General features: G+C 68.8%; 25 protein-coding genes. 16 read left to right on the forward strand and 9 right to left on the reverse strand.

Going from position 1 to position 24295, the window contains the following annotated elements:
• Positions 1–287 precede the first annotated feature (287 nt).
• Together FN829_RS01765 and FN829_RS01770 are read right to left on the reverse strand one after the other, a co-directional pair.
• Entirely contained in the window at positions 288–1289 is a 1002-nt protein-coding gene (locus FN829_RS01765; RefSeq protein WP_142985279.1) for a transcription initiation factor IIB, read from the reverse strand.
• A 152-nt stretch (positions 1290–1441) separates the two neighbouring features.
• Positions 1442–2032, reverse strand: coding sequence for a hypothetical protein (locus FN829_RS01770; RefSeq protein WP_142985280.1), 591 nt, complete (start codon positions 2030–2032; stop codon positions 1442–1444).
• A gap of 135 nt (positions 2033–2167) precedes the next feature.
• On the opposite strand from FN829_RS01770, the gene rnhA reads away from it, so the two are divergent.
• Together rnhA and FN829_RS01780 are read left to right on the forward strand one after the other, a co-directional pair.
• Positions 2168–2764, forward strand: coding sequence for a ribonuclease HI (gene rnhA / locus FN829_RS01775; RefSeq protein ID WP_142985281.1), 597 nt, complete (start codon positions 2168–2170; stop codon positions 2762–2764).
• On the forward strand, positions 2751–3419 hold the full coding sequence (locus FN829_RS01780; protein ID WP_142985282.1) for a DUF7108 domain-containing protein: 669 nt from the start codon (positions 2751–2753) through the stop codon (positions 3417–3419). The genes rnhA and FN829_RS01780 overlap by 14 nt, the downstream gene beginning before the upstream one ends.
• 60 nt (positions 3420–3479) lie before the next feature.
• Here FN829_RS01780 and FN829_RS01785 read toward each other — a convergent pair whose 3' ends face one another.
• Positions 3480–3833, reverse strand: coding sequence for a PadR family transcriptional regulator (locus tag FN829_RS01785; protein WP_142985283.1), 354 nt, complete (start codon positions 3831–3833; stop codon positions 3480–3482).
• Positions 3834–4247: 414 nt separating this feature from the next.
• Between FN829_RS01785 and FN829_RS01790 the strand changes: the two genes are divergently transcribed.
• Together FN829_RS01790 and FN829_RS16330 are read left to right on the forward strand one after the other, a co-directional pair.
• Positions 4248–4784: an inorganic diphosphatase gene (locus tag FN829_RS01790; RefSeq protein ID WP_142985284.1), complete on the forward strand. Its 537-nt coding sequence runs from the start codon at positions 4248–4250 to the stop codon at positions 4782–4784.
• Between the two features lie 148 nt (positions 4785–4932).
• Complete coding sequence (locus tag FN829_RS16330) at positions 4933–5058, forward strand: hypothetical protein (protein ID WP_281286013.1); 126 nt, start codon at positions 4933–4935, stop codon at positions 5056–5058.
• 34 nt (positions 5059–5092) lie between these two features.
• On the opposite strand, the gene FN829_RS01795 is transcribed toward FN829_RS16330, so the two are convergent.
• On the reverse strand, positions 5093–5905 hold the full coding sequence (locus FN829_RS01795) for a helix-turn-helix transcriptional regulator (RefSeq protein ID WP_142985285.1): 813 nt from the start codon (positions 5903–5905) through the stop codon (positions 5093–5095).
• Between the two features lie 223 nt (positions 5906–6128).
• Here FN829_RS01795 and FN829_RS16335 point away from each other — a divergent pair, with 223 nt between their 5' ends.
• Entirely contained in the window at positions 6129–6260 is a 132-nt protein-coding gene (locus FN829_RS16335; RefSeq protein WP_281286014.1) for a DUF7503 family protein, read from the forward strand.
• Positions 6261–6273: 13 nt separating this feature from the next.
• Here FN829_RS16335 and FN829_RS01800 read toward each other — a convergent pair whose 3' ends face one another.
• Positions 6274–8421 (reverse strand): caspase family protein, encoded by a 2148-nt coding sequence (locus tag FN829_RS01800; protein ID WP_142985286.1) that lies wholly within the window; start codon positions 8419–8421, stop codon positions 6274–6276.
• 135 nt (positions 8422–8556) lie between these two features.
• On the opposite strand from FN829_RS01800, the gene FN829_RS01805 reads away from it, so the two are divergent.
• The 3 genes from FN829_RS01805 to FN829_RS01815 all read left to right on the forward strand — a co-directional run bounded on the left by FN829_RS01805 (position 8557) and on the right by FN829_RS01815 (position 11722).
• Entirely contained in the window at positions 8557–9513 is a 957-nt protein-coding gene (locus tag FN829_RS01805) for a succinylglutamate desuccinylase/aspartoacylase family protein (protein WP_142985287.1), read from the forward strand.
• Positions 9513–10739, forward strand: a complete 1227-nt coding sequence (locus FN829_RS01810) for a threonine synthase (protein ID WP_142985288.1) — start codon at positions 9513–9515, stop codon at positions 10737–10739. Before FN829_RS01805 ends, FN829_RS01810 begins: the two co-directional genes overlap by 1 nt.
• An 80-nt stretch (positions 10740–10819) precedes the next feature.
• Positions 10820–11722 carry a ketopantoate reductase family protein gene (locus tag FN829_RS01815; protein ID WP_142985289.1) on the forward strand — a complete coding sequence of 301 codons (903 nt, stop codon included), beginning with the start codon at positions 10820–10822 and terminating at the stop codon, positions 11720–11722.
• A gap of 40 nt (positions 11723–11762) precedes the next feature.
• Here FN829_RS01815 and FN829_RS01820 read toward each other — a convergent pair whose 3' ends face one another.
• Entirely contained in the window at positions 11763–11984 is a 222-nt protein-coding gene (locus tag FN829_RS01820) for a DUF7556 family protein (protein WP_142985290.1), read from the reverse strand.
• A gap of 307 nt (positions 11985–12291) precedes the next feature.
• On the opposite strand from FN829_RS01820, the gene FN829_RS01825 reads away from it, so the two are divergent.
• The 4 genes from FN829_RS01825 to FN829_RS01840 all read left to right on the forward strand — a co-directional run bounded on the left by FN829_RS01825 (position 12292) and on the right by FN829_RS01840 (position 17143).
• The gene (locus FN829_RS01825) at positions 12292–13140 is read left to right on the forward strand and encodes a CBS domain-containing protein (protein ID WP_142985291.1); all 849 of its coding nucleotides are present in this window, start codon (positions 12292–12294) and stop codon (positions 13138–13140) included.
• Entirely contained in the window at positions 13140–14978 is a 1839-nt protein-coding gene (glyS, locus tag FN829_RS01830) for a glycine--tRNA ligase (protein ID WP_142985292.1), read from the forward strand. The genes FN829_RS01825 and glyS overlap by 1 nt, the downstream gene beginning before the upstream one ends.
• Before the next feature lie 2 nt (positions 14979–14980).
• Positions 14981–15613, forward strand: a complete 633-nt coding sequence (locus tag FN829_RS01835; protein WP_142985293.1) for a dolichol kinase — start codon at positions 14981–14983, stop codon at positions 15611–15613.
• A 111-nt stretch (positions 15614–15724) separates the two neighbouring features.
• Positions 15725–17143, forward strand: coding sequence for an amidohydrolase (locus tag FN829_RS01840; protein ID WP_142985294.1), 1419 nt, complete (start codon positions 15725–15727; stop codon positions 17141–17143).
• A gap of 44 nt (positions 17144–17187) precedes the next feature.
• Here the strand turns inward: FN829_RS01840 and FN829_RS01845 are convergent, their stop codons facing one another.
• A complete protein-coding gene (locus FN829_RS01845) occupies positions 17188–18429 on the reverse strand; it encodes a cation:proton antiporter (protein WP_142985295.1) in 1242 nt (413 codons plus the stop codon).
• A 97-nt stretch (positions 18430–18526) separates the two neighbouring features.
• A complete protein-coding gene (locus FN829_RS01850) occupies positions 18527–19006 on the reverse strand; it encodes a cation:proton antiporter regulatory subunit (RefSeq protein ID WP_142985296.1) in 480 nt (159 codons plus the stop codon).
• A 141-nt stretch (positions 19007–19147) separates the two neighbouring features.
• On the opposite strand from FN829_RS01850, the gene FN829_RS01855 reads away from it, so the two are divergent.
• The 4 genes from FN829_RS01855 to FN829_RS01870 all read left to right on the forward strand — a co-directional run bounded on the left by FN829_RS01855 (position 19148) and on the right by FN829_RS01870 (position 21463).
• A complete protein-coding gene (locus tag FN829_RS01855; protein ID WP_142985297.1) occupies positions 19148–19444 on the forward strand; it encodes a DUF7562 family protein in 297 nt (98 codons plus the stop codon).
• Between the two features lie 88 nt (positions 19445–19532).
• Positions 19533–20831, forward strand: coding sequence for a ribonuclease catalytic domain-containing protein (locus FN829_RS01860; protein WP_142985298.1), 1299 nt, complete (start codon positions 19533–19535; stop codon positions 20829–20831).
• A gap of 96 nt (positions 20832–20927) precedes the next feature.
• A complete protein-coding gene (locus FN829_RS01865; protein WP_142985299.1) occupies positions 20928–21203 on the forward strand; it encodes a type II toxin-antitoxin system HicB family antitoxin in 276 nt (91 codons plus the stop codon).
• A gap of 2 nt (positions 21204–21205) precedes the next feature.
• Complete coding sequence (locus FN829_RS01870; protein WP_142985300.1) at positions 21206–21463, forward strand: type II toxin-antitoxin system HicA family toxin; 258 nt, start codon at positions 21206–21208, stop codon at positions 21461–21463.
• Between the two features lie 142 nt (positions 21464–21605).
• Here FN829_RS01870 and leuS read toward each other — a convergent pair whose 3' ends face one another.
• On the reverse strand, positions 21606–24278 hold the full coding sequence (gene leuS / locus FN829_RS01875; RefSeq protein WP_142985301.1) for a leucine--tRNA ligase: 2673 nt from the start codon (positions 24276–24278) through the stop codon (positions 21606–21608).
• Positions 24279–24295: the final 17 nt, after the last annotated feature.

Below are 24295 nucleotides of genomic sequence, written 5' to 3' on the forward strand. Positions count from 1 at the left end.
GTTGGGGAGGCGTGAGGTGCGGTTTGCGGGGCTGTGCGGGGTGGGACTCAAAGGGGCGGCCGGGAGGCGGGCGCAGGCGACGTAAGCACTGAGGGAACGAACGAAGTGAGTGACCGAAGCGCGCAGCGAGCGTGCGCCCGCCTCCCGGCTGGGGCTTTGATCGTGTTCATCGCGTCGATGACAGCGCAGTACCGAACGATGCGGGTTTTGACGGTGTTCACCGCGCCGACAACGATCGAAAACCGGTCGGCCGGGGAGTGGAAGGCCCTCACCGCATCGACGACGACCTATGCGTGGATGCCCATCGCCTCGATCTGCTCTTGATACCGGTTTCGGATGGTGACCTCGGTGACCTGTGCGACGTCGGCGACCTCGCGTTGGGTCTTCTTCTCGTTACACAGAAGCGAGGCGGCGTAGATCGCCGCCGCAGCGTACCCCGTCGGAGACTTCCCCGACAACAAGCCCTGCTCGGCGGTGGTCTCGATGATCTCGTTGGCCTTCGACTGGACCTCCTCGCTGAGACCGAGCTCCGAGGAGAATCGCGGGACGTACTTCTGAGGGTCGACGGGACGCATCTCCAACCCGAGCTCCTGAGAGATGTAGCGGTAGGTCCGGCCGATCTCCTTGCGGTCGACCCGCGAGACGTCAGAGATCTCCTCGAGCGAGCGGGGGATCCCCTCCTTGCGACAGGCGGCGTAGAGCGCGGCGGTGGAGACGCCCTCGATGGACCGGCCGCGGATGAGGTCCTCGTTGAGTGCGCGTCGATAGATGACCGAGGCAACCTCTCGGACCGATCGGGGGACGCCGAGGGCACTCGCCATCCGGTCGATCTCCGAGAGCGCGAACTGGAGGTTCCGCTCGCCCGCGTCCTTCGTCCGAATTCGCTCCTGCCACTTGCGCAGCCGGTGCATCTGCGAGCGCTTCTTCGAGGAGATGGAGCGCCCGTACGCGTCCTTGTCCTTCCAGTCGATCGTGGTCGTCAGCCCCTTGTCGTGCATCGTCTTCGTCGTCGGCGCGCCGACGCGGGACTTCGACTGCCGCTCGGAGTGGTTGAACGCCCGCCACTCCGGGCCGGGGTCGATCTGCTCCTCCTCGACGATGATCCCGGTCTCCTCGTGTATCAGTTCGCCGTCGGCCGTCCGGGTGAGCTCCGCCGGGTCGAGGTCGTCGGGGTCCAGCTCGTCGGGATCGACCTCCTCGATGTCCACCTCGTCGGTTTCCGATCCCTCCGCGTCCTCGTCCCGCACGCGCTGCCGGTCGTGATCCCGTTGCCGGGTGGGCCGTGTCATCGCATTTATATATTACGTTGACCGACTAACTTAAAAGTTCGTGAGCGATCGGGGATCGCGGCCGGTCGACGGGCGGAGCGTCGGTCGATCGCGTCGCGTCCGGGACCGTTCGCGTCCCCCCCGGAGCGTTGCTCTCGTCGCGTCCGCTGCCGTCACCTCCGACGGGCCATCCACTCGTCGACCGCGCGCGGGAAGAGCAGCGTCCCCGCTCCGCTGGCGACGATCGACCACAGGAGTCCGAGCGTCACCGCGCCCGTTCCGCTCGCGACGGCGCTGCCGCCGTGGATCGCCACGAGGAGGGTGGCGTTGAAGTAGACGAGTCGGAGGAGGATCAGCGTCGGAAGCAGGCGGGCCCACCCCGGAGCGTCCGTGAGGAGCGGGGCGACCCGACCGTTCCTGACGAGGGTGCCGACGACGACCATCGTCGTCAGGCCCACGAGCCACGTCTCGAAGAGGGCGACGAGCGCCCAGCCCTGCGCGACGGAGAGATACAGCATCACCGGAAGCGTGAGTGTCCCGACCTCGCCGACGATCCGACCGAGGTCGGAGAGCAGGGCGCCGATCGGGTCCTTCTCGGTGCCGGACCGACCGCCGATCGCCAGGAACTCGCGGCGATACCCGGAGGTGGCCGCGCTCGTCTCCCGCCCCGGCGGACCCCGCCGCGGGCTGCGTCCCCCGCCCCGGTGTGCCCGAGTCCTGTTCGGCAGGCCGTCGTCCCGGTCCGGCCGCGTCGAGTCGCTCACCGTTTCGGCCTCTCGGAGGACGGGGTTAACTCTTCTCTCGAGAGCGCCACCGCGGCGGGCGGCGGACCGACGCCGCGGGGCGCGATCCGACCCGGACGGACAGCCATATCCCCCGCGGACGCGGACCACCGAGACATGCCGACGATCGACTGCGATCCGGCCGAGGCGCGGGTCCGTCTGGAGGACGCCGGCGTCCGGATCGACGCCGGAAACACCGACCACGAGCGGTGGCGCGCCGAGCGCGACGGGGCGGTCGCGGTCGCCTACGACGACAAGGTGGTCGTCCAGGGGAGCGACCCGACCCGACTGAGTAACCTCCTCTCGGCGGGCGGCGGGCGCGCGCACGTCTACTTCGACGGCGCGTCCAGGGGAAATCCCGGCGCCGGCGCGGTCGGCTGGTGTCTCGTCACCGCCGACGGCGTCGTCGCCGAGGGGGGTGAGCGGATCGGCCGCGTCACCAACAACCAGGCGGAGTACGCCGCGCTGATCCGCGCGCTGGAGGCGGCCGACGAGTACGGCTTCGACGAGATCGACGTTCGAGGGGACTCCGAGCTGATCGTGAAACAGGTTCGCGGGGAGTGGAACGCGAACGACCCGGAACTGCGCGAGCGGCGCGTCCGGGCCCGCGAGCTGTTGGAGCGGTTCGATCGGTGGTCGATCGCGCACGTTCCGCGGGAGATAAACGCGCGCGCCGACGATCTGGCGAACGAGGCACTCGATGACGCGAACTGACGACGAGCCACCGGAGTGGGCGAGAGAACGGGCGCGGGAGCTGATGGCGGCCGAAGACGACGCCGGCGGGGCCGACCCGAGCGACGGCGACGGGGGCGACCGGGTTCCGGACGTCCCCGTCGAGGTCGTCGACGAGGCCGAACGCCTCACCCGCCTCGCACGGGAGGCGACCGATCCCGCGGCCGCGGAGGGGTATCGCGACCGCCGTGACGAACTGGTGACGAGCCACGAGTACGCCCCGCGAGTCCGCGAGGAGGACGACACCCTCGTGTTGTATCCGGAGGAGTGGATGGAGTCGGGGACGGTCCAGTTGGACCGGATCGAGGAGACCGACCGGGCGGTGGAGGTGTCGCTTTCGGGACCCGGCGACCCCGACCGCTACCGCGAGGTCGCCGCCTACAACGACGCGGTCGTCGACGCGATCGCCGAGCGGGCGGACGACGTCCACGCCGAGACCGCTCGGAGCTTCGCGGCGTTCATGAGCAACCACTACGTGCGCGCGGTCGACGACGCGACCCCGGAGATGCGCACGGAGTTCCGCGAGGAGTTCTTCCCGCGGAACGGCTGGCCGACCGACGAGCAGCGGTCGGCCCTCGAGGAGTCACTCGAGACGATCGAGCGCGTCGCGGGCGAACTCGACGAGCCGGAACCGTAGCCGCGGCTCATCGGGGGAAAAAACGACGAGCCGATCCGGATCACTCTCCGAGTGACGTCCTCACTTCTCGAGGAGCGTCCGTACTTCGTCCGCGCGGGCCTCGTCGATGACGAAGCGGTCGAGTACCCACTCGAGCTGCCCGAGGACGATGTCGTGGCCGGCGTCGGTGAGCGCGTACTGGTTCGTGCGCTTGTCGAGTTCGCTCTTCTCGATGAACCCGTCCTCGACGAGGTCGTCGAGGTTCGGGTAGAGCCGACCGTGGTTCACTTCCGAGCCGTAGTACGCCTCGAGTTCGCGTTTGACCGCGAGCCCGTACATCGGCTCCTCGGCGAGGATCGTCAGGATGTTCTGTTGGAACGCGGTCAGGTCGTGTGCCGTCGTCGGTGCCTCGGGAACGGATCGTGCCTCTGACATGCCTGAAAGAATGGTTCCCTGACTTATAACCTTTCTCAACGTTCATAGAATTTATGCGCTTTCAGCGACCGAAATACGCCTGAATGAGGGATACAGTCGATCAGGACGCCGTTCTCGACGGATCCGGTACGACCGTCACGGACCGCGATCCGTCGCCGTCACTCCGCTCGATACGGTCGTCGTTCGGTGAGATCGGCGTTTCGGCGACGGATCCACAACGGTGGATCGAACGTGAGGCGGTCCGTTTCCGTCGCGTTCATCCCGGGCGCATCCCCCGTACGGCTCGAGAGAACCGTGAGCGAATCACACGGGAATACCGGATCCGAACCGTCGCGGAACTCGACGACCTCACGGACTCGATTTGCGGTCCCGTCCCGAAAGGATTTTCCACGCGTTCGTCGCAGTATCCGGTACATGGTGAACCTCTGGGAGGACCTCGAGACGGGGCCGGACGCCCCCGACGAGATCTACGCGATCGTGGAGTGTCTCAAGGGAGAGCGTAACAAGTACGAGTACGACAAGGACGTTCCGGGCGTCGTCCTCGACCGGGTGCTTCACTCGAACGTCCACTACCCCTACGACTACGGGTTCATCCCGCAGTCGTACTACGACGACGAGGACCCCTTCGACGTGATGGTGCTCGTCGAGGACCAGACGTTCCCCGGCTGCGTGATCGAGGCCCGTCCCGTCGCGTTGATGAAGATGGACGACGACGGCGAGCAGGACGACAAGGTGATCGCGGTGCCGACCGAGGACCCGCGGTTCGACCACATCGAGGACCTCGAGGACATCCCCCAACAGATCCGCGACGAGATAGACGAGTTCTTCTCGACGTACAAGAACCTGGAGGAGGGAAAGGAAGTCGAGACGCTGGGCTGGGAGGACAGCGCCGCGGCGAAGGAGGCCATCGAGCACGCCCAGGACCTCTACGACGAGGAGTTCGGAGCCTGAAGCTTCTCGGGATCTGAGGGTTCGGAACCGTCGAGACTCCGGTCGCCTCCGCGGCGTGATAACCGGCGCGTATGGCGCCCGTCTCTCTCGATGTGTTATGCGCATGGGTAATTTTTAGAGGGCGGAACGAGTAGGATCGGGTGGAACCATGACGACCACCACCTCGTCGTTCGGCATGGATCACCCGACGGTCGTGCCGGTCAACTTCGACCCGGACGGTCGCGACGAGACGGGCGATCCGGAGTCGACACTCGCCGGGGCCGCCGAACGATAGTCTCCCGTTGGAGGCGGATCGGGGTCGGTTTCCGTCACTCCGGAGTCGTTGACGACTCCTGGATCACCGCGGAGAGCGGAGCGGCTTCCGCCGAGAGCGTCTCGAACCGTTCATCGGCCCACCGGACCACCGTCTCGTCCGTGGACTCGAACACGCAGCGCGGGTTGTTGTGCTCGTCGTAGGCGACCACGCAGGCGACGTCGTCGTACCGGAACAGCCCGTACTCGATGGGGTCGGGAGAGACGTACACCGTCGCGCCTTCGTCGGATATGGCTCGATCGGTCGCGGGTCCGAACTCCGTGACCGACGTCTCCAACACCTCCCGGTCGATGATCAACTCGATCTCCGAACCCTCGTCGATCGCGGCTCCGGCCGCCTCGTTGTACTGGGTCGTGACGATCGGCGAGACCGCCCGGACGTCCGAACCGCGGATCGTCCGGATCAGCTCCACCACTCGGTCGAGCGCGGCCAGCGGGTCGCGGTCGGTCGCCGCGGTGAGGTCGCCCGTCTCGAGTCCGTCGGCGGGGAAGCCCGCGCCTGCCCGCTCCAGATCGGCGGCGAAGCGCCCGTAGCGGTCGGCGCGATCGATCTCGGAGAGCAGCCCCTCGTAGGCGTCGTGGACGCGCTCGCCCGTCGGCGTCACGTGGTAGGTGCTCCCGCGTTTGACGACCCACTGCCGCTCGCGGAACCCCGCCAGGATGCGTTGGACGGTGGTCCGCGTCGCGTCGACCGCGTCGGTCAATGAAGCCGGACGTCGCGGCTTCCGGCCGAGCGCTCGAAGGATCGCGATCCGTACCGGCGAGCCGGCGAGGTACTGTGCGTCGTCGTGTCCGCTGTCGGACGCCATCGTCTGTCACGGGCGTACGACCACCCGCGTCATAACCGTGTCGTCGAGGCGGAAGGCGCGGTCGGTGGCGACCTGGCTGTAGTCCCGTGGAGGCCGCCTCATTCACCAGCGGCGCCGAGGAATGGGGTAGCTACTTTCTTCCGCGTGTGATTTCATTTAAACATCCGGAACGTACCACTTCGCATAAGACTAGAACTTAATCTCACGCGCATTTTGGTGTAATATGCCTGAAAGTGTTGCGGCATACCTGGCAGAGCACCCGAAGATGACCGGCGTCCTGTTCACCGCCATGCTGCTGTTGACGCAGGCGGCGCCCGCGGCGGCGAACGCGGCACAGGCGACGCCCGGCCCGTAGAACCGAAGACGGATCAAAGCGGCAGCAGTTCGTCGCTCCAGTGGAGTTCTCCGTCGTGAAACACGGGGAGGGTTTCGAGCTGGAGGAGATCGTTGAGCTGCTCGGAACTGACTCCTCCTATTCTCGCGTCGGTCGGCACCGCGTAGTTGTCGGAAACGCCATCGATCGTCGGACTGTACATCGTACCCACCCCGTACGGTCCGTTCGGATACGCCGACATCGTGAACTCCCACGCGGAGCCGTCCGGCTCGATGTCGACGACGATCGCGATCCCGCTCCGGCTCTGGCAGATCGTGGTCGCGCCGTCGCCGACGACGATGTACTGGTGGCCGGTGAGCAGCTCCCGCTTCGCGACGTGGAGAGCGGTCCGGAGGTTGAATCCGCTGTTCATCAGCCGGGCGACGATCCGTCCGAGCTTCGTCGCCGGCGAGTTCGCGACGTCGCTGAGCGTGACGATCCCGCCGCGGCTCCCGCGGTGGATCAGCGCCTCCCCCTGCTCGTAGGACTGACACGCGTTGAGGAGGAACGCGCTGACGTCGACCCGGAGGTCCTCCTGTGTGAGATCGAGGTAGTCGTCGGTACACTGCATCCCGCGATCGTCGACGTGGCCGACGTAGTGGAGGAAGTCGACGCCGGAAGCGAGGACCTCCCGCATCTCCGCGCGGGTGAGGTCGTGGCGCACCTCGATGTCGAACTGGACCATGTCGCGGAGCCCATAGAGGTCCGAGACCTTCCCCTCCTCGCGCATCTGTTCGTCGTTACAGACGACGAGCACCGAGATGCGCGACTGCTCGACGGTCCCCGTCTCCAGCCGCCGCCGATAGGCGTCGAGCGTGGCCTTGTTCGCGTCGAGCGGAACGCCGTCACCGACCCAGGCGTGCTCGACCGTCTCGACCGGTTCGGGACGGATGAACTCGGCGGAGGCGAGCGCGGCTCCCGGTTCGCTCGGGGTGTCGGTCCCGCGTGAGTCCGCTCCGCGAGAGTCGGAGACGCCGCCGGTGTCCGCCGGTTCGGTGGAGACCCCGCCCCCCGTCCCGCCGCGGACGAGGGTCCCCGGCTCCGGTTCCGGCGCGCGGAGGAACCCGATCCCGCCGCCGGGACCGGACTCCGCCGGCGTGGCCGTCTCCGGCGACCGGACGATGGAGAGCTCTCCGGCCACGAACGGAAGCGACTCGACGTTGCTCGGATCGGGCCGCACGTCGGTGGTGAGGGTCCACTGCGGGAGCTCCGGCTCGATCCGTTCGAACGGAACCTCGAGGTACGTCCCGAGCCGTTTGGCGAGCGGGGCCTCGTACAGCGCGGCCCAGTCGAGGTCGGCCGCGGTTATCCCCCGCTCGTACAGGTCGACGGGGTAGAACCCCTCCGTCCGGGCGATACAGTCGAAGTGGAACGACTGCCGGAGCACCTCCCCGGCCCGCCGCTCCACGTCCGGCTCGAGGGAGTGTGACCACCCGTCACCCTCGATCCGCGCGGCGGAGCCCGGAACCACCTCGGCCGCGAAGTAGTACGCGAGGGGAACGACGGGGTAGAGATCCCGGTAGGCGGGCGGCACCACGATCCGAACGCCGCTTTCGGGGCGCTCGATCCGGTCCGGAACGCGGAGGTCTTCTCCCGGCTCGATGAGGGGCGGGTGCCCGCGCAGCGTCGGGAACGAACGCTCCGGGCTCGTCGTCTGGAGCGCCGAACCCAGACACGAGACCGCCCTCATCAGCGGCTCGGGCTCCGTCGGCGTCGTGATCGTGCCGGCCGGCTGCTGGTGGAGCGACCGAAATCCGAGGGTCACGTCGGCAGCCGTCTCGAGGTCGATCCGGGTGGTTCGGTCCGTCGTCGCGACGGTGAAACCGGACTCGAAGTACAGGTACAGCTTCGTCGGCGCGGGATCGATCCCGAGGTGGTACTCGCCGGCGGGCATCGCGAGGTCGTCGCCGCGGGCGAGGAGCGCCCCGTCGCTGGATCGCGTCTCGACCACGGCGATCCGCGGGATCTCGATCGATCCGATCTCCACCGTCACGCTCGCGTCGACCGGGAAGTAGTGATCCTCGACCGCGGACGGTCGCGGATCGACCTGCCGATCGGTGTAGAGTTCGAACTGCGTGTTCTCGATGTGATCCGTGACCGTGAGACCGGGCGCGTCACACAGCGGGTCGATGTCGATGCTCATGTACGGTGGACCGCGATCGGCCGTCGGGACGGCACTGAATACCGCCCGTTCGGCGGAAGCCGGTGTAAACCTTGTGTCGGGCGGAAACCGCCGCCGACCGAACGGATAAAGGGGTCGCCGACCCACGTCCGCGTAATGATCACGCTGGGTACGGCGCGAGCGTCCCCCGGTGAGACGGACACCGGCCGTCTCGAAGTGGGCGAGACGCGGGACGGGAGTCCGGTCCGACTGCCCGTCGCCGTCGTCAACGGAGCGGACGGAGGGAAGACCCTCTACGTACAGGCGGTGAGCGACGGCGACGAGCTCAACGGGTTGGGCGTCGTGAACCGGTTCGTTCCCCGGGTCGACCCGACGGAGCTGTCGGGATCGATCCTCGTCGTCGGGGTCGTCAACTACTTCGCGTTTCAGGTGGCCGAACACCGGAACCCGATCGACGACCGGAAGATGAACCGCGGCTATCCCGGCGACGCGGACGGCACGACGAGCGAGCGGATCGCCCACGCGACCTTCGAGGAGGCGAAACGCGCCGATCTGATCGTCGACCTCCACCAGGGCTCGACGAGCCGCATGATAAACGAGACGCGGGTCCGCTGCGGGATCAGACACCACCTCCACGGGGACTGTCTGGAGCTCGCCAAGGTGTTCGGCTGCGGGCACGTCCTCGACATCAAAGGCCCCGACGGCCAGCTCGCTCGCGCCGGTCCCGACCAGGGAATCCCGACGATAGACCCCGAACTCGGCGGCTGCGTCGGCTGGGACGAGGAGTCGATCCGGTACGGCGTCGAGGGGATTTTCAACGTGCTCCGTCACTACGGCTTCCTCGACGGAAGCGTCGAGATCGAACCGCAGGTCCGCGCCCGTGGGTTCGACCAGTACGGTTCCCCGGCGGGCGGGCTCGTCCGGTTCGAGGCCGAACTCGGCGACCGGGTGTCCGCGGGCGAGACGCTCTTCGAGGTGACCGACACGTTCGGCGACCGGAAGGGACGCGTGACCGCAGACGCCGACGGGGTGTTCTGGCGGACTCGGCGGCTTCCGCAGGTCGCCGCCGGCGAGTACGTCTGCTCCGTCGGCACCAACGTCGACCGCTACTGATGACGGGTCCGAACGCTCCGCCGGACGGCCCGGACTCGACCGACACCGCCTCCACGTCGAGATCCCTCGCGTGTCCCGACTGCGGGGCGACGTTTCCGGACCGCTGGCGCTGTACCTGCGGGAGCCCCCTCGAGTTCGCGGAGCCGCTCGTTCCGGGTCACGAACTCCCGACCTCGGAGCGCGGACCGCCGGACTCCGGCGCGTTCGACGCGCGAACCGGGCTGTGGGCCTTCGAGAAATTTCTGGCGGTCGGTAACGACCCGACGGATCGCGTGACTCTCGGCGAGGGGTCGACGCCGCTCGTCGACGCCGACGGAGCGGCGGGCGGTGCGAGCGGCGCGCCCACGGATCCCTGGAACGCCGAGTTCAAACTCGAGTACGTCTTCCCGACCGGCTCGTTCAAGGACCGCGGCGCGACGACGACGCTCACGCGCGCCCGAGAACTCGGTGTCGACCGCGTCGTCGATGACTCCTCGGGCAACGCCGGGGCCGCGATCGCGACGTACGCCGCCCGCGCGGGGATCGACGCCGAGGTGTACGTCCCCGCGGACGTGAAGGAGGCGAAGATCCGGGCGATCCGGCGGGCCGGCGCGACGCCGGTACGGGTGGAGGGATCGCGGGCGGACGTGACCGACGCGTGCGTCGCTGCGTTGGACGGAACCGACACTCGCGACTCCGCCTGGTACGCGAGCCACGCCTGGAACCCCGCCTTCTTCGAGGGGACCGCCACCGTCGCCTACGAGATCGCCCATCAGCGCGACTGGCAGGCACCCGACGCTGTCGTGACCCCGCTCGGCCACGGCACCCTCTTTCTCGGCGCGTATCGGGGGTTCGAGCGGCTCCACGAGGCCGGCTGGATAGACTCGGTCCCGCGGCTCTACGGCGCGCAGGCGGCCGGAACCGCACCGATCGTCCGGGCGCTTCACGGCCCCGAGGCGGCCGATCCCGACGGGAAACGAAACGAGGCGGCGGACGGGATCCGAATCGCGGAGCCCGTTCGTCGGGAGGAGATCCTCGAGGCGATCCGCGAGACCGGCGGCGACGCGGTCGCGATAACCGAAGCGGCCGGCGAGCGGGAGCTGGACCGACTCCACGCCGCCGGCTTCTACACCGAGCCGACGTGTGCGGTCGCGCCGGCCGCCCTTCGCGAACTTCGGTCCTCGGGGGCCATCGACGAGGACGAGGACGTGGTCGTCCCGCTGACGGGAAGCGGGTTGAAGGGGTGACCGGTTGGCGAGACGCTCACGCCGTCACCGACCTCCCCATCACCGACATCCATTTTCCCCGGCGAGTCGTTCGGTCGCGCATGGAGGTCCTCGTCTACGGCGCGGGCGCGCTGGGCAGTCTCGTCGGCGGGTTGCTCGCGCGCGCTCACGACGTGACGCTCGTCGGCCGGAACCCACACGTGCGGCAGGTCCGCGAGGAGGGTTTGCGGATCGTCGGCGAGATCGAGGCCCACGTCCGGCCGCGAGCGGTGACGGACGGTCGCGGACGGTCGGCCGACCTCGCGCTCGTGACCACGAAGGCGTACGACACCGACGCGGCGGCGCGGGCGCTGAGCACCGGCGAGTACGACGCGGTCTGCTCGCTCCAGAACGGGCTCACCGAGGAGCGGCTCGTCACGGCACTCGAATCCACCGTCCTCGCCGGAACGGCGAGCTACGGCGCGCGCCTCCTCGAGCCCGGTCGCGTGCGGTGTACCGGGATCGGGGAGATCGCGGTCGGGTTGCTCGCCGGCGGCGAAAGCCCGCTCGCCGACCGGGTCGCGCGGGCGTTCGACGACGCCGGGATCGAGGCGGTCGCCGCCGCGGACATGCCCCGGCGGCGGTACGAGAAGCTCGCGGTCAACGCCGGGATCAACGGCCCTTCGGCGCTGGCGCGCGTCACGAACGGGGAGGCGGTCGAGGGGCCCGCGGGAGGGACCGCCCGCGAGGCGGCGCGCGAGGTCGCCCGCGTCGCGGCGGCGGGGGGGGCGGATCTGACGGCCGCCGAGGCGGTCGACGCCCTCGAACGCGTCGCTCGAGAGACAGCCGCGAACCGCTCGTCGATGTGCGAAGACGTCGCGACCGGTCGGCAGACCGAGGTCGAATCGATCTACGGGACCGTCCTCGACCGCGCCGATCGGCGGGGCGTCCCGGTGCCGACGTGCCGGACGCTGGCGTCCGTGATACGAGCGTGGGAAGGAGGGCGAGGACTTCGGGAGAACTGAACGGGCGGACGATCGGAGGGAACCTAGCGGGACGCCGCGATCAACACCACTCCTCGAGGACCGTCGCGTTACGCTCGTCGACGGAGAGCCACGCGTTCTCGCGGGAGACGTCGGCGATCACGAGTTCCGATCGCGACGACGAGGAGTCGATCGACGCCATCACGTCGGTCGAGGAGGAGGTCGTCGGCTCCGCGTCCGTCGGCAGCGCCGTCCGCCGGCGGTCGGGGTCCGGGTCGTCCCAGGGGGTGGAACTCCGTGACATGATTGTGATTAGTTCACAGTCATTTAAAACAGTTGCGAACCATACATACGGATCCGTCGATTGAAGCGGACGTACGTGCCGGAATCGACGACGGAGCGGACGGATATCCGTCGATCCGACGGTCGAGGATCTCGGTGCGGTGGGGTTGGAGCAGCGGCAGTACGGGTGGGGTTGGAGCAGCGACGGTACGGTGGAATTGGAGATCGGTGAGACGGCGGGAGACCGTCGAAGCGCCGGCGTGCCGGCACCCCTCCGTCTTCGGCTGCCCTTCGGGGGATACAAGAGGAGCGACGCTGAAAGACGGGGCATGAACGTAGCAGACGCCATGACGCCGCGGTCCGACCTCGTCGTCGTCGAGATCCCCGGCAGCCGGAACGACGTGTTGGAGTACCTCCAGGAGTACGGCTTCTCCTCGGTCCCCGTCGTCAAGAACGTCGACGGCGAGGAGGTGTACCGCGGGCTCGTCTCCCGCGACGACCTCATCGACCAGCCGGACGAGGACCAGCTCGCGCTGTTGATGCGCGAGGTGCCGGCGACGAGTGCGGACGCGACGATCGAGGCGGCGGCCGAGACGATGATCACGGAGCGTTCCCGCCGGCTCCCGGTCGTCGACGGCGACGAGCTGGTCGGGATACTGACCGTCACCGACGTGGTGCGGGCGATCGCGCGCGGCGAGGTCGACGGCGACCGCGCGGTGGGCGAGCTCGCCACCCGCGAGGTCAACGCCACCCACGTCGAGACGCCGCTGCCGGTCGCCGAGCGCGAGATCGGGCTCGCGGGCGTTCCCTACGCGGTCGTCCTCGACGACGACGCCGACATGGCGGGGATCCTCACCGAGGTCGACGTGCTCGAGGTCGCGCGCGTCGTCGAGGGTGAGGCGAGCACGGGCGATTCGATCGCCGAGCAGGACTCCGAGTGGTCCTGGGAGGGGATCAAGGCGACCGGCGCACGCTACCTCCCGACCCGCAACGTCGAGATCCCGGCGGGCGCGACCCGCCACTTCATGACGAACGAGGTCGTCACCGTGGCCGGCACCCGGACCGCGAAGGAGGTCGCCCAGGAGCTGATCTCCAACGACGTCGAGCAGGTCCCGCTCGTGAACGGGACGGAGCTGTCCGGCGTCGTCCGGGACATCGACCTCCTGGAGGGCATCTGATGGCCGGCGCGGACCTCGTCGAGCTCGCGAAGCGCCGCGGGTTCTTCTTCGGCGCGAACGGCGCGTACGGCGGGACCGCCGGCTTCTACACGTTCGGCCCGCAGGGCGCGGCGCTCAAGCGCAACCTCGAGGACGCTTGGCGCGACCGGTTCACGCTCCGGGAGGGAAACCGCGAGATCGAGGCCCCGACCGTGATGCCCGAGGCGGTCTTCGAGGCGTCGGGCCACCTCGAGGGGTTCGACGACATGCTCGTCGAGTGCGGCGAGTGCGGTGAGTCCCACCGAGCGGACCACCTCGTCGAGGACGCGACCGGGATCGAGGACGCGGAGGCGCTCTCCGGCGAGGCGGTCGAGGACCTGATCCGCGACCACGAGATCGCCTGCCCCTCCTGCGGCTCGCCGCTCGCGGGGCGCGACGTCGAGGACTTCAACCTCATGTTCGCGACCTCCATCGGCCCGGGCGACGGCCAGCCCGGCTATCTCCGCCCGGAGACCGCCCAGGGGATCTTCGTCGAGTTCCCCCGGCTGAAGGAGTACGCCCGCGGGAGCCTCCCGTTCGGGATCACCCAGATCGGCCCCGCCTACCGCAACGAGATCTCGCCGCGGGGCGGCCTCCTCCGTCTTCGGGAGTTCACGCAGGCGGAACTCGAACAGTTCATCGACCCCGAGGCGGACGAGCCGCCGCTCCACCGGGTCGAGGACGTCGCTGTCCGGCTCTACCCCGCGACCGAACAGGAGGACGACGCGGGCGAGTACCTCGACACCACGGTCGGTGAGGCGGTCGAGGGGGGGGTCATCGGCTCCCCGTGGGTCGGCTACTACCTCGGCGTCGCCCAGGAGTGGTACGAGCGCGTCGGCGTCGACATGGACCGGTTCCGGTTCCGTCAGCACCTCGCGGGCGAGCGCGCCCACTACGCCGCCGACTGCTGGGACGCGGAGAGCGAGGTCGACGGCGACTGGATCGAGATCGCCGGCTTCGCGTACCGCGGCGACTACGACCTCTCGAAACACGACGCGTACGGCGACGACGCCTTCACGGTCTTCAAACGCTACGACGAGCCGAAGACCGTCGAGCGCGCGACCGTCGATCCGGACATGTCCGTTCTCGGCCCCGAGTTCGGCGGCGACGCCGCCGCGGTCGCGGAGGCGCTGGAGACGCTCGCCGGCCGCGACCCGGACGCCTTCGAGGGCGAGACCGTGACCGTCGAGATAGGCGACGATAGCGGGGACGGCGACGGTGGCGGGGACGGCAGCGACGGCGGGACCCGCGGGATCGAGGTCGACGCCGACGTCGCGAACTTCTCGGTCGAGGAGGTCACCGAGAACGGCGAGCACATCACGCCGCACGTGGTCGAGCCGTCCTTCGGCGTCGGCCGGACGGTCCAGACGCTTTTGGCCCACGCCTACGAGACCGACGAGGTCGACGGCGAGGAGCGGACGTACCTCTCTTTGGCCCCCGAGATCGCCCCGCGCGACGCCGCCGTCTTCCCGCTCGTGACGAACGACGACCGGCTCACCGACCTCGCCGACCGGGTCGCCGCCGACCTCCGTGCGGCGGGGCTGGCGGTCGCGTACGACGACTCCGGCTCGATCGGGCGGCGGTACCGGAGACAGGACGAGGTCGGCACCCCGTTCTGTGTCACCGTCGACCGCGACGGCGTCGAGGGCGACGGTCCCGAGACCGTCACGGTCCGCGAGCGCGACTCGGCGGCGCAGGTCCGGGTCCCGGTCGCGGAGCTGGCGGACGAACTGGCGGCGCTCCGTTCCGGCGGGGCGTTCGCGGAACTGCTCGATCGGTACGAAGTCGTCGAGACGGCCGTCGAGACGACAGAGAACTGACCGTGACGCTCCCGGCGGCGGCGTGGCGCGATCGCGTGGAGTTCGAGCGGCGACTGGTCCACGCGAGCGGCACCCTCTACCCGGTCCCGTACCTGCTCGGATGGATCTCGTGGGCGGAGACCGCCGCGCTGCTCGTCGCCAGCGTCGTCGCCGTCGCGACCCTGGAGTTCCTCCGGATCGTCGTCGGGCTCGATCACGCGGTGTATCGCGCGTTGACTCGCGAGTACGAGACGGACGCGGTCGCCGGTTACGCGCTCTATCAGGTCAGTACCGCCGCGGTCGCGCTCGTCGCGACCACGCCGATCGCGACGCCGACGCTCGCGGTCCCGACGATGTGGATGCTCTCCGTGGGCGACCCGATAAGCGGCGCGCTCGGCGAGAACGGCCCGCGGGAGCCGAAGCGTCCCCTGGTGTGGGTAGTGATGTTCACCGTCTGTCTCGCGGTGACGCTCCCGTTCACGGTGCCCGCGTTCGGTCCGACGGTCGGCATCGCGGTCGCGGTCGCCGGCGCGGTCCCCGCCACGGTCGCCGACGGCGTCCCGCCGATCGTCTACGGGATCGCCCTCGACGACAACCTCACGATTCCGCCCGCCGCGCTCGCCGGGATGGCGGTCGCCGCCGCAGTGTTGGCGTGAATCGAGAGTGATCGGGCCGGCTCGGCCCGAGCCAGCCCGAGCCGGATGGTCCCCTCAACCGCCTCGGGGGATAGGTTCAATGACTCCGCCCGTGTTGGGCGAGCCACCACGATGAGCGCGAAGACGGTGTACGAGACGGTCGAATCGGAGCGGGAACTGCTGTACGACCTCGCCGAGCGGCTCTGGGAGACCCCCGAGCTGGGCCTCCACGAACACGAGTCGGCGGAGGCGCTCGCGACGACGCTTCGCGAGGAGGGATTCGAGGTCGATATGGGCGTCGCCGGGATGCCGACCGCGTTCGTCGCGACCTACGGTGAGGGCGACCCGACGATCGGGATCCTCGGCGAGTACGACGCGCTTCCGGGGCTCTCACAGGAGGTGAAAGCCGAGCGCTCGCCGATAGAGCGGGGCGGGGCGGGCCACGGCTGCGGCCACAACCTCTTCGGGACCGCGACGCTCGGGGCCGCGGTCGCGGTGAAGCGGGCGATCGAGGACGGCGAGCTCGCGGGGACGATCCGCTACTACGGCTGCCCGGCCGAGGAGACGCTCGTCGGGAAGACGTACATGGCTCGCGCGGGCGTCTTCGACGACCTCGACGCCGCGTTGACCTGGCACCCCGGCGACCTGAACACGCCGCGGGTCGGCAGTTCGAACGCGCTCAACTCGCTGCTCTTCGAGTTCGAAGGGGAAGCCGCCCACGCCGGCGGGTCGCCCGATTCCGGGCGAAGCGCGCTCGACGCGGTCGAGCTCACCAACGTCGGCGTCGAGTTCATGCGCGAGCACGTCTCCGACGACGCCCGGCTCCACTACTCGATCCCGGACGGCGGCGACGCCCCGAACGTCGTGCCCGCCGAGGCGTCGGTGTGGTACTTCGTGCGCGCGCCGAGCCGCGAGGAGGTGGAGCGAAACACGGACTGGCTGCGCGACATCGCACAGGGGGCGGCGACGATGACGCAGACCGAGGTCGAAGAACGGTTCCTCTCGGGGTGTCACGACTACCTTCCGAACGGCCCGGTCACGGACGTCATCTGGGAGAACATGGAGGCCGTGGGACCGATCGAGTTCGACGACGCGGACCGTGAGTTCGCCCGCGACCTCCTCGAGACGGTCTCGGAGAGCAACCGCGAGTCGCGGCTCGAGGACCTGCCCGAGGACCTCCGCGAGACGGTCGAGCCGCACGCGCTGTACCCGGACCCGGTCCCACCGTTCAACGAGGACGTGACCTCCGGCGGGTCGACCGAGGTCGGCGACGTGAGCTACATCGCGCCAACCGGGCAGTTCAACGCGGCGACCTGGCCGGTGGGCGCGCCGGGCCACTCCTGGCAGGTCGTCGCCGCGAACGGCGACTTCGGGAAGAAGGGGATGCTCTTCGCCGCGAAGGTGCTCGCCGGGGCGGCCCACGACCTCATGACCGACCCCGAGACGCTCGCGGCCGCGCGCGAGGAGTTCGAGGCGGCGACCGGTGGCGAGCCGTACGAGACGCCGCTGCCCCCGGAGGCGGAGCCGCCGTTCGACATGACTGCCGAGTAGGCTCGAGTGAGCCGGACCGAGGTCCGAGCGAGGCGGCCCCGCGATCACTCGCCCGGCTTCGGATCCTCCCCGGCCGCCGTTCCCCCGCCGAGCCACGAGACGGCCGCCCGTTCGAACGGCTCCGAGTGTCCCATCAGCGTGGTCCCGAGTATCGCCATCACGAGGACGTAGCCGACGGCGAAGGCGTTGAGCGTCGCGGCCACCGCCGGGTCGAACGTGCCGGCCGCGGCCCCGTTGGCGGCGACCGTCGCGATGATGAGCGAGAACTCCCCGCGGGTGGTCATCCCGAGCCCGACGCGACTCGACCGCCAGGCGTCGAGGCCGAACGCGCGCCCGGCGAGGTAGCCCGTGACGAGCTTCGTCGGCGTAGTCACGACCACCGCGAGCGCGACGAGCGCGGCGACGCCGCCGAACAGCGCCGGGTCGGTGACCAGCCCGATCCAGAAGAAGAACACTCCGGCGAAGGTGTCGCGGACGGGCTCCAAGAGCGTCTCGACCTCGTGGACGTAGTCGGTCGCGGAGAAGGCCATCCCGACGAAGAAGGCGGCGACGGCCTCGCTGACACCGAGCGCGAGCGCCGCGCCCGCGATGAACACGACGGTCGCGATCGACCGCAGCGTGACGAACTCCTTGTTGTCGGTCTCCACCAGCCGGTCGAACGCCGGCGTCCCGAACCGGACGAGCCCCAGCAACACGAGGATGAACCCGATCGCGATCCCGACGTCCGTCGCGGCGGCGGCGACGTCGCCGCCGCCGAGCACCAGCGCGGCCGCGACCGCGAGGTAGACGGCGATGAAGAGGTCCTCGTACACCAGGGTGCCGAGCATCGGTTCGGCCTCGTCGTTCGCGATCCAGCCGAGGTCGATGAGCGACTTCGTGATCACGGCCGACGAGGAGATGTAGACGATCCCCGCGAGCAGGAACGCCGGCAGGAACGCGCCGAAGACGAGCCAGCCGAGGACGAGCCCGACGCCGAAGTTCGCGAGGTCGATCGTCCCTGCCGTCCCGATCTCCGAGCGCCGAGCGAGCAGGCGATCGAGGTTGAACTCCAACCCCAGAAAGAAGAGGAGGAAGACGATCCCGAGCTCCGCCCCGAGCGCGATGAACTCCGTCTCCGGGACGTGGACGGTGCCGAACCCGGGGATGGAGAGCCGGCCGAGGACGTGCTCGCCGAGTGCCATCCCGACGACGATGTAGAAGGGGATCACCGACTGTCCGAGCCGGTGTGCGACCGCGCCGGCGACCGCGATCGCGGCGAACATGACGCCGACGTCGAGAAGCGCCACTACCGGTCACCTCCGCGGACGGATTCGTGAGAGTCGCCGGAGCGTGCGCGGCGGCTGAGATGCGCGTGACGCGCCGTCGTCGTCGCCGTCGCGTCCGTCATTCCGTCAGGAGCTCCTCGAAGGCCTCGCAGTTCTCGCGGGTGCCGACCCCGATCACGGTGTCGCCCTCGCGGAGGACCGTGCCGGCGTCGGGGCTGTCGATGACCTCGTCGCCGCGCTGGATGGCGACGACCGCGAGCCCGGTCCGGTTGCCGATGTCGGCGCTCTCCAGCGTCTCGTCGACGAGCGGGGAGCCCGGCGGAAGCTCGTACCACTCGAGGAGGATACCGCCCGGTAGGGTGGTCTCCTGGGTCGCTGGCTCCAGCGGCTGGAAGTGTGCGCCCTCGATGATCGACCCGATCGTGCGGGCGAGATCGTCGCCGAACTCGAAGGTCTTCTCGCTGTCCGCGCTCGGCTCAGGACGGTAGAACAGCTCCCGTTTGCCCGTGTTGTGGATGACGACGATCATCTCGCCGTCGTCGAGTTCGATCTCGAACTTCTTTCCGACGCCCGGAAGGTCGGATTCGGTGATCGTCATACGAAACGTACGACCGCCCCCGGTAATAGTCCTGTACACTACGTCCGTACCCGACGCCGGGGCGGTCGCGGCGGACTCCCGTCCGACGGACGTCTGCCGCCGGCACCAAACGCTAAGTAGACCGGGTTCGAGAAGACACCTATGTGGCGCTCCCCGAGGAGCCGGGACCGTCGGACCGTGGTCTGTATCGCGTGCGGGGAGTCGGTGTTGCGCGAGGACGCGCGCGAGTACGACAAGGAAGGGAACCGCTGGGACCGGCGGGACAAGGAGTTCGAGCACCTCTGTGTCGACTGCGACGACGAGCTCTGTCACCAGCCGCGGGACGGCCTCGAGTCGCTCGTGCTCTCCATCGAGTCCGACGGCCTCTCACAGGAGGAGTTCCTCGCCCGGTACGCCGACGCCGTCGCCGACTCCGCGAAGCACCTCGACGACGGTTAGAACGAACGCGGGGTATCCGACGAACGCGATCGAGTCCCGGTCGAACCTCCCCGACAGGCCTTTCTAACGGACCCGCGTTGGTCCGCGTATGTCAGACGACGAGCCGAAACAGGGCTCCGCCGAGGACCAAGGCCCCGTGACGGTCACCGAGGCGTTGGCCGAGCGGCTGGCCGACAAGCGCGAGGACCTGTTCGAGGAGTTCGGCATTCGCGACGAGTTCCCGCCGGCGGTCCTCCGCGAGGCCGAGGCCCGAACCGAGGGCGTCCCCGAGGAGATCCAAGCCGAGATCGACGAGCGGCGGGACCTCCGTGATCTCACCACCTGGACGACCGACCCGATCGACGCGCAGGACTTCGACGACGCCATCTCGATCGAGCGCGAGGAGGACGCCTACCGGCTGTGGGTCCACATCGCCGACGTGACCCACTACGTCACGCCCGACACCGCGATGTGGGAGGAGGCGGTCGAGCGCGCCAACACGGTGTACCTGCCCGCCTACACGATCCACATGCTGCCGCCGGTGCTCGCCGAGACCGTCTGCTCTCTCGTCCCCAACGAGGACCGGCTCGCGCACACGGTGGAGATGGAGATCGACGACGAGACCCTCTCCTTCGAGGACGTCGAGATCTACAAGTCCGTGATCAACTCCGACGAGCGGCTCACCTACAACGAGTGTGAGAACCGACTGGAGGACCCCTCCCTGCCGCTCGGCGAGGAGAACGAGCTCGCCTACGAGCTGGCGGACCGCATGCACGAACAGCGCAAGGAGGACGGCTCGCTCGTCCTCAACCCGAGCCGCGACCGCGCACACACGATCATCGAGGAGTCGATGCTCAAGGCGAACAAGGCGGTGACGCACACCCTGATGTGGGACCGTGGCGTCGAGGCGATGTACCGCGTCCACCCGCAGCCGACGCCCGACCAGTGGAACGAGGCGTTAAAGGAGATCCAGGAGCTCGACGGCGTCTCGATCCCCGGCTCCGCGTGGGGCGACGACCCCCGGAAGGCGGTCAACGCGGCCTTGGAGGAGTCGCCCGACCGCCAGCTCAACAAGATCCAGCGGGCCGTGTTGAAGGTGATGCCGCGCGCGAAGTACATGAATGACCCGTTCGGCGGCCACCACGCGCTCAACTTCGACATCTACGGCCACTTCACCTCACCCATCCGCCGTCTCTCCGACATGATCAACCACTGGATCGTCCACGAGAACGACGTGCCCGAGAACCTGATCGAGCTCTGTGACCGCGCCAGCGACAAACAGAAGGACGGCGAGACGGCCGAACGCCTCTACAAGCAGTTCCTCCAGGAACAGGGACTCGACCCCTACGCCGTGAACAACCGCGGGCTGGAGGTCGTCGAGGAGGAGGAGGCGAAACACACGGTCTAAAGGGCCATACGACTGATCTACGCGATCGTGCCTGACCACGCGCGTCGAGAGTGATACCCCCGAAGGGTTTTGCTCCTTGACGAATTATCGCCACACATGGCACGAGCCGACCCGGGCGATGTGGACGCACCCGAGAGGGAAATCCGATTGCTGAAGAACCCTGACGGGCAGTGGACGGCTCGTGACCTCCGTCTCGGGGTGACTGCCCAGGGTGACAGCCGGAGTGCCGCGCTCGACGCCCTCGACGACGTCGTCGAGGCGGTAGCGGGCGACGGTGGTCACCCTCCAACCGACGAGGAGATCCGTGACCTCGGCGTCGATCCCGAAACGGGCCGGACGCAAGGCGACGAACTCCCCGACGTGCTACAGTAGCGATGGTGACGCGGGATTTCTCGGGTGAGGACGTGTACAAGGTACTGGTGAACATCGGCGGCTTTCGGCACGTCCGGACCACGGGGGATCACCTGATTCTGCGGTGGGATCCACCGAAACGTCACGACGACACGGACCCTCGCGTCGTGACCGTTCCGCTCCACGACTCGATCAGCATCGGGACGCTCCACGACATCGCTGACGACGCCGGCGCGGAGAGTTTCGAAGCGTTCTGCGAATGGATCGACGAGCATCGGTAGCGTTCTATCTCGGCGGACGGTACACGTCGTGAGCGCCCACTTCATCGGAAGAACGAACCTGAAAACGGACTCCTCTCGCTGATCCCCACGGATCGGTCGAAGCGGTATCGGGACGACGTTGTAGGCTATCGAACCCGCTCGGTCACTCCGCGATGTCGATCGCGGGCCGTCCCGGCTCGGCGTGGCGGGCCGTCTCCGGGTCGGCGTCCGCGGCGCGCTCGACGACGACGGGGGCGTCGAACTCGCGTTCGATCAGCCACGCGGCCGCGCGCAGCGCGGCGTACTCCTCGTCGCCGGAGAGCGTCTCCGAGAGCGCCTCCCGCTCCGCCTGGAGGTCCTGCCCGTAGGACGCCGCCGCGTCTCCCTGATCGCGGATGTGGTCTTCGCTCATCAGCTCGCCGATCAGGTTGTCGGCGTCGCTGTCGATCGCGATCTCGAGCGCGTCGTACTTCCAGTCGGGCGCGACGACGACGTCGATCCGCTTCGGGTCCTGAATGTCGGCGACGTCGACGATGTCGCGGACGTCCTCGCGCGTGTTCGACACCAGCCGTCGGCGGCGCTCCACCGTCTCGCGGTCGGCGGTCGCGGCCGGCCAGTCGGCCTCGACGACGAAGCCGTCCCGTCCGAGCGTCTCCCACAACTCCTCGGCGAGGTGCGGCGCGACCGGCGCGAGCAGTCGGACCGCGGCGTCCAGCCCGCGCTCATAGACCGCGGGGTGCGGCTCCGCGTGCTCGCGGTAGCCCCGGAGCGTCCGGACGAGGTCCTGCACCTCGCGCAACGCGACGTTGAACGTGAGGTCGTCGTACTCGTCCCCGGCGATGGCGACGGCGGCGTCGACCTCGTCGGCGACGTACTCGTCGACCGTGCCGCGGTCGGCGTCCGGATCGGCGGTCGTCGCGTCGCCGGCGGCGTACCCCTCGACGAGGTCGGAGAGGCGGGCTAAGAATCGGTGCGTCGACTTGACGCCCTCCTCGGACCAGTCGAAGTCGCGCTCGGGCTGGGCCGCCTGCATCATGAACAGCCGCGCCGTGTCCGCGCCGTACTCCTCGACGATCCGCTGGGGTGAGACGACGTTCCCCTTCGATTTCGACATCTTCTCGCCCTCCAGTTGGACCATCCCCTGTGCGAGCAGGTTCGTGAACGGCTCGCGGTGTTCGAGCCCCTCCTCGTCGGCCAGCACCTTCGTGAAGAAGCGCGAGTACAGCAGGTGCATCACGGCGTGTTCGATCCCACCGACGTACTGGTCGACCGGCATCCAGTCGTTGGCGCGCTCCAAGTCGAAGGGCGCGTCGGCCAGATCGGGCGAGACGTACCGCAGGAAGTACCACGAGGAGTCGACGAACGTGTCCATCGTGTCGGTCTCGCGGGTCGCGGCCGCGCCGCACTCCGGGCACGTCGTCTCCTTCCACTCCTCGGCGGCGTCCAGCGGGTTTCCGGTCGTGTTGATGAACTCCGGCAGCTCCACCGGCAGGTCCTCGTCCGGCACCGAGACGGGGCCGCAGTCGTCGCAGTGGACGACCGGGATCGGTGTCCCCCAGTAGCGCTGGCGGGAGATGCCCCAGTCGCGCAGCTGGTACTGGGTCGCCGCCTCCGCGCTCTCGACGTCCTCCGTCAGCCGCTCGCAGGCCGTCTCGCTGTCGAGACCGCCGTACTCGCCGGAGTTCACGAGAACGCCGTCGTCGGTGAACGCCGCCTCGCTGGCGTCCGGGGCGTCCGGGATCGTCTCCCCGTCCCACTCGTCCGGCTCCGGGGCGATCACGGGACGGATCTCGACGCCCTTCTTCGTCGCGAACGCGTGGTCGCGCTCGTCGTGAGCCGGCACGGCCATCAGCGCGCCCGTCCCCACGTCCGAGAGGACGAAGTCGGCGACGAAGACGGGGATCTCCTCGCCCGTGACCGGGTTCGTGGCGGTCAGCCCCGTCTCGACGCCGTTCGGCTCGTCGCCGTCTGGGTCGGCCTCGTGGTGGACGAACTCGTGGACCGCGTCGTCCTCCTCGGCCAGCTCCTGGCTGATCGGATGGTCGGGCGCGAGCGCGAAGAACGTCGCGCCGAAGACGGTGTCGACGCGGGTGGTGAACGCCGTGACGGTGCCGTACTCCTCAATTTCGAAGTCCAGTTCGGTCCCGTGCTGCCGGCCGATCCAGTTGCGCTGCATCTGACGCACGGAGTTCGGCCACCCCTCCAGATCGTCGATGGCCTCCAGGAGTTCGTCGGCGTACTCGGTTATCTTCAGGAACCACTGGTCCAGATCGCGGGTCTCGACGGGAGTGTCACACCGCCAGCACAGCTCCGCGTCGCCCTCGACCTGCTCGTCGGCGAGGACGGTCTCACAGGAGGGACACCAGTTGACCTCGGCGTCGCGGCGCTCGACGAGCCCGGCGTCGGAAAAGCGGGAGAAGAGCCACTGGTTCCACTCGTAGTACTCGGGGGTACAGGTGGTGATCTCGCGGTCCCAGTCGTAGCCGAACCCCATCGACTTCATCTGGCCGCGCATCGTGTCGATGCAGTCGAAGGTCCAGTCGCGGGGGTTGGTATCGCGCTCCTTGGCGGCGTTCTCGGCGGGGAGACCGAAGGCGTCCCACCCCATCGGGTGGAGTACGTCGTCGCCGCGCATCCGGCGGTATCGGGCGTACGCGTCCGTGATGGTGTAGTTGCGGACGTGGCCCATGTGGAGTTTTCCGGACGGGTACGGGTACATCCCGAGGACGTACGTCGGGTCGTCGACGTCGTCCGGCGTGCGGTACACGGAGGCGTCCGCCCACGCCTCCTGCCACCGACTCTCGACCGCGGTGTGGTCGTAAGCCTCCTGAGACATCTGCTTATATACTCGTG

This window comes from Halorubrum cibi (genome assembly GCF_900182635.1).
In the GTDB taxonomy this organism is placed as follows: domain Archaea; phylum Halobacteriota; class Halobacteria; order Halobacteriales; family Haloferacaceae; genus Halorubrum; species Halorubrum cibi.

Coding starts and splice junctions, on each gene's coding strand:
- FN829_RS01765 (WP_142985279.1), bottom strand. CDS start 1,289: ATGACACGGCCCACCCGGCAACGGGATCACGACCGGCAGCGCGTGCGG.
- rnhA (WP_142985281.1), top strand. CDS start 2,168: ATGCCGACGATCGACTGCGATCCGGCCGAGGCGCGGGTCCGTCTGGAG.
- FN829_RS01780 (WP_142985282.1), top strand. CDS start 2,751: ATGACGCGAACTGACGACGAGCCACCGGAGTGGGCGAGAGAACGGGCG.
- FN829_RS01785 (WP_142985283.1), bottom strand. CDS start 3,833: ATGTCAGAGGCACGATCCGTTCCCGAGGCACCGACGACGGCACACGAC.
- FN829_RS01790 (WP_142985284.1), top strand. CDS start 4,248: ATGGTGAACCTCTGGGAGGACCTCGAGACGGGGCCGGACGCCCCCGAC.
- FN829_RS16330 (WP_281286013.1), top strand. CDS start 4,933: ATGACGACCACCACCTCGTCGTTCGGCATGGATCACCCGACGGTCGTG.
- FN829_RS01795 (WP_142985285.1), bottom strand. CDS start 5,905: ATGGCGTCCGACAGCGGACACGACGACGCACAGTACCTCGCCGGCTCG.
- FN829_RS16335 (WP_281286014.1), top strand. CDS start 6,129: ATGCCTGAAAGTGTTGCGGCATACCTGGCAGAGCACCCGAAGATGACC.
- FN829_RS01800 (WP_142985286.1), bottom strand. CDS start 8,421: ATGAGCATCGACATCGACCCGCTGTGTGACGCGCCCGGTCTCACGGTC.
- FN829_RS01805 (WP_142985287.1), top strand. CDS start 8,557: ATGATCACGCTGGGTACGGCGCGAGCGTCCCCCGGTGAGACGGACACC.
- FN829_RS01810 (WP_142985288.1), top strand. CDS start 9,513: ATGACGGGTCCGAACGCTCCGCCGGACGGCCCGGACTCGACCGACACC.
- FN829_RS01815 (WP_142985289.1), top strand. CDS start 10,820: ATGGAGGTCCTCGTCTACGGCGCGGGCGCGCTGGGCAGTCTCGTCGGC.
- FN829_RS01820 (WP_142985290.1), bottom strand. CDS start 11,984: ATGTCACGGAGTTCCACCCCCTGGGACGACCCGGACCCCGACCGCCGG.
- FN829_RS01825 (WP_142985291.1), top strand. CDS start 12,292: ATGAACGTAGCAGACGCCATGACGCCGCGGTCCGACCTCGTCGTCGTC.
- glyS (WP_142985292.1), top strand. CDS start 13,140: ATGGCCGGCGCGGACCTCGTCGAGCTCGCGAAGCGCCGCGGGTTCTTC.
- FN829_RS01840 (WP_142985294.1), top strand. CDS start 15,725: ATGAGCGCGAAGACGGTGTACGAGACGGTCGAATCGGAGCGGGAACTG.
- FN829_RS01850 (WP_142985296.1), bottom strand. CDS start 19,006: ATGACGATCACCGAATCCGACCTTCCGGGCGTCGGAAAGAAGTTCGAG.
- FN829_RS01855 (WP_142985297.1), top strand. CDS start 19,148: ATGTGGCGCTCCCCGAGGAGCCGGGACCGTCGGACCGTGGTCTGTATC.
- FN829_RS01860 (WP_142985298.1), top strand. CDS start 19,533: ATGTCAGACGACGAGCCGAAACAGGGCTCCGCCGAGGACCAAGGCCCC.
- FN829_RS01865 (WP_142985299.1), top strand. CDS start 20,928: ATGGCACGAGCCGACCCGGGCGATGTGGACGCACCCGAGAGGGAAATC.
- FN829_RS01870 (WP_142985300.1), top strand. CDS start 21,206: ATGGTGACGCGGGATTTCTCGGGTGAGGACGTGTACAAGGTACTGGTG.
- leuS (WP_142985301.1), bottom strand. CDS start 24,278: ATGTCTCAGGAGGCTTACGACCACACCGCGGTCGAGAGTCGGTGGCAG.